General features: G+C 24.1%; 4 protein-coding genes and 1 tRNA gene. 1 reads left to right on the top strand and 4 read right to left on the bottom strand.

The window, feature by feature from the left end; all coding sequences use genetic code 4:
• On the bottom strand, positions 1 to 5,853 hold a 5,853-nt coding region (locus MALL_RS01905; protein WP_005683512.1), incomplete at its 3' end, for a PDxFFG protein.
• A 319-nt stretch (positions 5,854 to 6,172) separates the two neighbouring features.
• On the opposite strand from MALL_RS01905, the gene MALL_RS01900 reads away from it, so the two are divergent.
• Complete coding sequence (locus MALL_RS01900; RefSeq protein WP_005683516.1) at positions 6,173 to 7,159, top strand: carbohydrate kinase family protein; 987 nt, start codon at positions 6,173 to 6,175, stop codon at positions 7,157 to 7,159.
• Between the two features lie 31 nt (positions 7,160 to 7,190).
• Here the strand turns inward: MALL_RS01900 and MALL_RS01895 are convergent.
• The 3 genes from MALL_RS01895 to MALL_RS04500 all read right to left on the bottom strand — a co-directional run.
• Positions 7,191 to 7,274, bottom strand: a tRNA-Leu gene (locus tag MALL_RS01895).
• An 11-nt stretch (positions 7,275 to 7,285) separates the two neighbouring features.
• Entirely contained in the window at positions 7,286 to 7,783 is a 498-nt protein-coding gene (locus tag MALL_RS01890) for a dUTP diphosphatase (RefSeq protein WP_005683514.1), read from the bottom strand.
• A 140-nt stretch (positions 7,784 to 7,923) separates the two neighbouring features.
• Positions 7,924 to 9,056, bottom strand: a 1,133-nt coding sequence (locus MALL_RS04500; RefSeq protein WP_040545538.1) for a hypothetical protein, incomplete at its 5' end; no start/stop codon positions are given.

Here is a 9,056-nt window from a genome sequence, read left to right as displayed (position 1 = left end):
TTTTTCAGCTTCTGAGCTATATAAATTAATATTTAATGGAGCTGAAATTATTGGTGTATTGTCTTTGTTAAAAATGTGAACTTTTTTAATAACTAGTGATTCGTTATTGCCTTCTTTTTTGTATTCAAAGTCAGCTACTTTTGGTAAAATTTGACCATTTACTTCTTCAAATATTATGTTGTTTCCTTGTCCATCTTTTAAAATACCTTCTAGCATTTTTAAAGAACCAGGTAAAAATTTATATTTATTTTCTGTTTTATCAAATATTAAATATTTTGCAATTCCCTCAACTGTTGGATTTAAAGTTCCAGAATAAGTATCCATAGCATTTGGTAATCAAATATCAAACATAGAAATTTTGTCTTTATTTTTATCGGTTAAATTAAGTGCTTTTCTTCTTAATTCTAAAGCTTTTTTCATTCCTTCAAAATCTTGAATAAATCTTCTTGATGAGTTGCTAATTGCCTTTTCTATAGATGTTTCTGATAATTCTGAACCTCAAATATCTTTTTCATCTTCTTCAACATATTCAATTACTTCTTTGCCATCACGTTTAACTAACTTAGGATACATAAAGACTGGATATTCTCCATCTTCTTTAAGTACAAATTTACCATTTAAGTATGTACGAGTATTAAGAGCTAAATTAGTTCTGGCTTCTAAATACATTCTTAATGCATCACGGTTATAGTAATTACTTACGCCTGGAGTAGCACCAGGAGTTAGAGCAGAAACAAATATTGAATTATTTCCAGGCGCTTTATCACCTAAATTTTTTGCTCCATTAAGAGTCATGTGATGACCATATTCATGGGCTGCAACAAATTTTAAAAAGTCAATAGCTATTCCTGAAAAATTAGGATCAGTAGCTTTTAAAACTGCTCATAATCCAACACGGTGATCTTTAGAAAATCCTAAATAAGGCCCATTTTGCATTTGATAAGTCATTTTGCCGGTTTCAGGATCTACAACTTCAGCTAAATGATCACCAAATAATCATTGAGCGGCTTCAGGAACTTTATGTAAAATATCATTCATTAAATTTTGATATCCATCTGCATAAATTGCATAACCTTTAGAAATTTTTCCAGTGCTAGGATCAACTATATCACCTTCTTCCCTTACCATTCGAGGCGCTAAAACTTTTTTATAACCAAAAATATTTAATAAGTTATCAAAAGCAGATAAAGAATCGTAAGAAGATTTAGCATCAATATTAAATTTTAAAAATTGATCATTATAAATATCTGTATAAGGCTGCACTTGTTCATTTTCCTTGGCAATTTCTCTAATAGTTACCAATAATTTAGATTTGTTTTTAGAAATGTTGTCTAGTGCAACTGTTTTAATTAATTTTTCAATTTCATGATCTGGAGTTTTTGCATTAATTATTTTGTTTTTAAGTAATAACTCTCTTAATTCTGTTTTAGTTTTAGCAACTAAAATATCGCTTTGCGATTTTAATTCAAAACCTAAGTAATTAATATCATTTAATAATTGATCTTTATTTTGGTTTATTAAAGTTTTAGTATTGACTTTTAAACTTAAATCTAAGGCAAGTTTTAATGAATTTTGATATTTAGTAATTAGATGATCTTTGCTTGCTATTTTAGAATCAAGTAATTTTAAAAATTCAACTTGTTTTGCAAAACTCAAATCAAATTTATTTTGTAATTTATTGTGCGCATCAATACTTGTAAAAGCAGTTTTTAAACTATTTTTTATATTTGCTTTTTGCTCATCTGTTTTTGTAGCTAAAACTTTATTGTATTCTTCAAGATCTTTTTTGTTTTTAGTTTCTAATTCAGCAATTTTCTTTTCAGTTTCTTTTAATTGGTCTTGAAGGGATTTTAAATTAATATCAAGTTCTTTTTTAGCTGCATTATAGTCTTTTTGGTCAGTTTTTAACAATGAAATTTTTCTATTAACATCTTGAATTTTTCAGTTTATTTCTTGTAGTCTAAATGTTGAGTAAAATGTTAATTGATTACTTGAAAGAGACTCTAAAACATGACTTAAATACAATTTATTATCAATTGCTTTAAGAGTATTAAAATATGATGAAAACGTTTTATTTAAATTATTGATATTTGAATTATCGGCTAAATTAGTCTTAGAAAAAACAAACTGGTCAATTTCATTAAATTTAGTAATATTTTGATTTATATTAATTTCATATTCGTTTGAGTCTTGTAGAGATTTAGATAATAAATTACTTAATTCAGAAATTTCTTTAATTTTTAGTTGACTTTCAGAAACCTTATTTAAAGTTAATTTAGAAAATGTTGAATTTATATTTTCTAATTCTTTAAACAATTCTTGTTTTACCAAATCACCTTTATCATAGATTAATTTGGCTTTTTGAATTTGATCTTTTATTTGTTTTTTTAGACCATTTAACATTTTTATTGAATTGTCTAATGATGCATTTAATGTTTCTGTTACAAATTTATTATATTCAGTATTTTTTTCTTTTAATTCAACTACTAATTTTGATATTTCATCACTTGAAGCACTGATTTTTATAGCTTTAGCCATTTCACTAATTGTTTGATTATTTATCACGACTTTATTGGCTAAATTTTTATAATTCTGGTATTCATTATTAAATTGTTTGAATAATAAATCTAACAATTCTTGATGTTGTTTTATTCCATTATCATTATTGTTTTTTTCAACTCTTTTTACTAAAGTATTTAATTTACCATTCAAATTATTTAATGATTTATTCAACTCAGAAGTTTTTGCTAAACTTGATTCATTTAGTATTAATTCATTATTTATTTTTCTAATCTCTTTAACTATATTTGCTAAATTTCCTGAACTTTTTTCTAAATAATCATCACTTAAAATTGCACTGTTAAATAACAATTGATTAGAAAGAGTTGAATAATCATTAAATGTTTTATTAATTTCAGCTTCTTTTTTAGTAATTTCATTTTTTACATTATCATCATTTAATTTTTCTGAATTAATTATTTTATATAAAACAAGTTCATGTTTTTTAGCATTATATTGTTCTCTTAATGTTTCTTTATTTTTTATTTGTTCATTTAAATTGTTTAAATTCTTGTTAAATTCAGCTAAATATTTATTATATAAAACTAAAAGTTTTGGATCTTGTGGATTTATTGTTTGAGTTAAGTATTCTAATTTAAATTGATTAAATTTTGCTTGCACATCTATAAATAATTTATTAACTTTATTTGTTTTAAATTCATCTTTAGCTTTTTCGATTTCTAAACTTAGTTTTATAGCCTGAGGAAATGCAGTATTAACTGTTTCTAGTGCTTTTCATTGTCCAAAATCTATAAATCCAGCTTCATTTTTGTGTGATTCTCATTTACTTTTAGAATCAGCAACATTTTTTTCTAATCCTTTTAATCTTTTTACAAGTAAATCATTTTGTAAGGCGCTAGGATCAGCTGCTACTAATTTATTAATATTTGCTAAGGCATTAATTCATTTATCAGCATCTTTAATTTCAGTATCATATTTCTTCACAAATGCCTGTGATGTAGAATAAAAAGTGTCTCATCTTTTTTTAGTATCATTAAAAAATGTACTTAAATTTGTAAAGTTTTCATCTAAAAATTTATCAAAATCACTATTTAATTTAAAAATATTTTCTTGTCCATTTTTAGAGTTTGAAAAACTAAATTGACTTATATAATTAGTACCAGGAATTATTTCTTTTTTATTATCTTTCGACACTTCTTTACTGAATGATTCGTTAAATAATGCAAAAATTTCTTCTCTTTTTTTATCAATTTCACTTAATTTTTTAGCATTTATTTCTGCATCATTTTTTAATTTATTATATGTTGTTAAAATATTTGTATAATCATTTTTAAAAGTAGAATTAGGATATTTTTTATTAAATAAATTTGATAATGATTCAAAATGTTTTGAGTAAATAAAAAATGCTTTATCATCAACTTTTTTATTTTTATTTTTTTGTACAAAACCATATATATTATAAAAATCTCTTCAATTTAGATAATTTAATTGAGCCATTGATTTAAGAAATTTATTAGTAAAAATTTGATTTGGCAAGTATGCTAAATCATAATTATAAACAACAAAATCATCAAGTAGAAAATCGTCATCACTGATTGGGTCAGTCAAACTTAAACGTTTATATGTGTCTATTAATTTTCCTTGAATCTCTCTACTAATTTGATATCTTTTAGTATAAAGTGCAGCAAGTTCAGTTTCTTTTGTAATTTTTTCATTACTTTCCAAATCTTTATAGCCTTTATTATAGTTAAATAAGTCAATTTCTAATTTTGCTGCTTCAGTACGATATAAAGTTATTTTTTCAAAAAGTGAAATCTTTGATTTTTCTAAAAATCTAGCTTCATCGCTTAAATCACTTTCTAATATTTTAATTTCATTTTCAATTTTACTAATAGCATCTTTATTTTTATTTGGATCACTTTTTAAAGAATTTAATTCACCTGTTTTTGCTTTAATATTATTTGTAATTTTTTGAACAGTTTTTTCAAATTCAGGTTGAAGTAACTTTAATTCACTTTCGTGATTTTTTAAAGACTCTGTAACAAAATTTTTACTATCTCTTAATCTTGCTATTTCACGTTCCAACAAGTCTTTAGTTAAATCATTAGAATTACTTAATTTATGAGCATTTTCTAATGGATGAAATGAATTAGGACTAAATTCAAAATCAATTTCTTCAAACGATTTGAATAAGTTAAAATCAGTACCATCACTAAAATTAATGTTTAAGTATGAATCTGAAACTTCTTTTTTGTTCACCTCAACTTTTTTAATTTTTAAACTAGAGATTGTCTTTTGAACAAGTTTTACATTTTGCAGTTTTGAAAGAAAATTTAAAGAGTCATTTTTTTCATAAATTTTCGTTATAACATCTAGACTAGCTTTAGCCTCTTTTTCCGTATTTCCATGTAAAACAATGAAATTAGAATTTGTTAAAGAGTATCTATTAGTTTCATATTCATGTAATGACTGCTTTTTAAAGTCATTATCTCAGTTAGAAAATTCAGCCACTCATACTTTTTTATTTACTAAACTTCTAAAATCAACTATATCTCTAAAACTATAAAGTTTTTGTTCTGCTTCACTTGAATTAGCAACAATATTGTAATTAGCAATATTTCTTAAAAAGTCATTAACTTCTTGTGCGTTTAATAATTTTTTATTTAGCTTATACATTAATGAATCACGTTGATTACCACGTCCCCCGATTTCACTGTAAGCGGCTAATGTACCAAAAAATGCATCCGGAAAAAACTTAATTGTCATGTACTCTTTATTATTATCTGAGTGCGAACCTAAAGTAATGCTATTACCACGCATCTCAACACCTTTAACAATTGAAAATTCTTTAAGAGTAACAATTTCAGGGCCTCATGAAACATTTGTCATAAATCAATCAGTAAATTCTTTAAAAGCTTTTGCAGGAACAGCTTCAAGATATTCATTGAAAAAATCAAAAGAACCATAACGAATGTTAAGGATTGGATAATGCTTATTAGTTTTATAATAAATTTTTAAAAATTCTTCAGAGCTTACTTTAAATTCTTCGTTTTTTGAATTGTAATAAGTAACTTGATCATTTTGATGATCTCATGTTCCTAAAACACTTGATTTATTCCCGCTAACAAATTGTAATTTTGCTTCTTTGTTTGATGCAGCAAATTCATTTGTTAAAAATAAAGGATTGGTAGGATTTTCACGACCTAACTTATCTGGCGAATTTTTAGCATAAGCATAAATAGCTGAAATACTAATTGCACTTGCTATTGCTACAATTCCAAAAGAAAGTGCATATTTATGTCAAACTTTTGTTTTCAAATTTAATTTTTTCATATTTTCTCCAATTTAATTTATTTGATTTTTTTATCCATGTTTTACTCTTAGCAAAAAGTTAATTTTTTATTAAAATTTTGCATTTTAACTAGTTAAGAGTTAAAAATTAAATGTATATAAATTTTATCTTAAAAGTTAAAAAACAAAAGAAACTAGTAAATTTTTTAAGAAAAAAATGCTAAAAAAAGCAAATAATTCTAAAAAAATGTGGAACGGTTTTTTTAAAATGAATTGATTATTAAGCATTTAGTGGTAAAATAAAAAGTTATATATTATTGTTTGGTAGTATATATAAAATTAAATGTACACGGGGGTTTATATGTCTAATAAAATCTTAACCATAGGTGAAACCTTATTAAGAATTAACATTGAAGGTTATTATTCAGGTAACAATACACTTAGATTTTTTATAGGTGGAGATGCTTTGAATGTAGCTGCTTTTTTAGGTTACAACGATTATGATGTTTCATATTTAACTTTTTTAGATAAAAAACATATTAATTACAAAAGGATTGAAGAGCATTTTAATATACATAGTATTAAAACAAATTATGTTTTCGATTTTGCAGGGCGTATGGGTCTTTATTATTACTTACCAAAATTAGCAATCAAACCTGCAAGAATTGAATATGATAGAAGTAATACTGCTTTTTCACAGTCAAAATTAAGTATGCCACTTATAGCATCTATTATTAAAGAAGAATTTGAATGAATTCATACAAGTGCTACAACTATGGGTGCAAATGAAAAAATGCGTAAACATTTAATTGAATTATACAGAGAAGCTTACGATAAAAAAATTACAACTAGTTTAGATGTATCATATTTTGAGGATTTATGATTAAATTATGATGAATACAAAAATACAATTGATCAAATCTTAGAACATACAAAAATAATAATTGGCTGATTTGATAAAGATGGATTCAAGGAACAAAAGGCCTATATTTCAATGGAAGAATTCAAAAAACGAATCAGACATATTGTTGATAAATACGAAAATATCAAAACAATAGTTTGTCCTTTAAAATATATAAAAAATGGTAAAACATACTTAAAAACGTATTCATACATTAATAGTGTTTATCAAGAATCTGATCCAATTGAATGTCTTGAAGCTCACTTTGTAGGTGTGCAAGATGCATATGTTGGAATGTTAATCAATAGGATAATTAAAGGTAAAAGTTTAAAAGACGCTGTTGATTATGCAAATAAAATTTATGCTATTAAAAACTTATATCACGGTGATTGCGCTGACATTAAAGAAGAAGAAATTGAAGAAGTATACTTTAAAAAAGTTACATAAAAAAATGACCCGATTATCGGGTCTTTTTATATGGTGCCTAAGACAGGACTTGAACCTGCACGGATTTCTCCAGCGGATTTTGAGTCCGCAGCGTCTACCATTCCACCACTTAGGCAAAAAAAGAATTTAATAATTATTTAAAATTCTTTGATAGTTTGTTAAGTTTTTTTTATTATATCATAACTCAATGTCTTGTTCAGTAAAATTAGCTAGTTTAGCCATTCCTAAACATAGAGCAAAAATTTTAGTAACAATTTCTTGGTTTAATTCTTTCATTGCCTCTGCTATAGCTATATATGTTTGGGTTAATTGAATATTAAAGTCTTGACTAACAATTAATTCTTCTATAATTCGAGGGCTTTTAAAGTCATTTGCAAATGAACCTATAAAATGCATAATATCCGCAAATTCTTCTTTTGCTTTTTCTTCAGAAACATTTTTATTTTTCTTTCAATATTTAAATGATTGTATTTCATTGGCAAATTCTGAACACTCTACTATTAAAGCCAACATTTTTTGTTTTCTGTGTTCTTGCAATGTTAAATTTGGGTGCATTTCAATAATTTTTACATACATAGCATCATCTAATAATTTTTGTTTTTCTAATATTTGTGTTAAATTCATATGTAAATTATAGCAATATTTTTTATGATATTGTAATATATAAAATGATTATTATTTAACTTCATTATAGACTTATAAGTAAAATTCAAAAAGAAAATTGAGCATTAAATATACTCAATTTTACCTTTAATAGTAATTTATTATTTTTTAAATTTTTTAACTAATAAAATTGCAGCTATTGTTAAAACTATTAAGCCAGCAACTCCAATACTTGCAACTAATGCTATTGTTGTTTTGCTTAAATTTTGTTCTTGTTCCTTATAAAAACCGTTAATTAAAATTTTGTTTACTGACTTATTTTGTGAATCTGATTTAAGTGAAATTTCATAATTAATTATTAATTCATCTTTTTCTATATTTTTTGATATAGATAAAATATTTGAATTATATTTTTCTTGATCATAACCAATTAATGATAAATCCTGTTGATTTAGTTCGTTTAATTGAATTGATTCAGATTTTTTATTTATATCTTTATAAAAAATAACTTTAATGTTTTTTATTGCTTGGTCTCAAGGCTCGATAGTAACAAAATTATTGTTATTAATAGAATTTATTTGTTCAAATAATTTACTAAATTCACTAGGTGGTAGTTGATTTAGTGAGTTGGTTTTATCTTCTAATTCCTTATAAATTTTTTGTAATTTTGCAAATTTTACTGGATCATATTCGCTAACATCTAAATTTTTTTTAAAGTCTTTTACTTTTAAGCGTGCTATATCTCTTTGAGTATTATCAAAAATTAATTGTTTTTTAGCTTTTAAAAATTCATCATGCAATACTTTAAGATCATCATTTAATTCATTATTTGTTTTTAAAATATTTTCTACTTTATTTTTTTCTTTTAAAAATTCTAAATAAGTTTCTTCGGTATAATCATTTTTATTTTTTAAAACTTCATCAGCTTCTTTTAAAGCTTGATTTAACAAGATTAGTGTTTTATTATTTTCAGTAGAGTCATTACTATTTAAAACATTTAATAAAGTAATTAAATTGTTGTATAACTCTATACCATAGGCTTTTTTATTTTTAAACTCTAATATTATTTTTTTAACCAATTCATATTCTGATTTTTGAATTGAACTAAGATTATCTGTTTTAATAGCATTTAATTTAGTTTCTAATTCGTTTATTTTTTCTTTTGTAACTTCATTGCTTTTTGTTGATAAAATGATTTCACTAATGTTAATTGGTTTTTTATCTCATTCTACAATTATTTCTAATAACTTTTTGTTTTGGCCTATAGAATAGTCACTTAAGTCAAAATATAAAT

Source organism: Mycoplasmopsis alligatoris A21JP2, from assembly GCF_000178375.1.
Taxonomy (GTDB): Bacteria; Bacillota_I; Bacilli_A; order Mycoplasmatales; family Metamycoplasmataceae; genus Mycoplasmopsis; species Mycoplasmopsis alligatoris.
The sequence above is the reverse complement of the archived record's forward strand: the minus strand, read 5'-3'. Positions and strand labels throughout refer to the sequence as shown.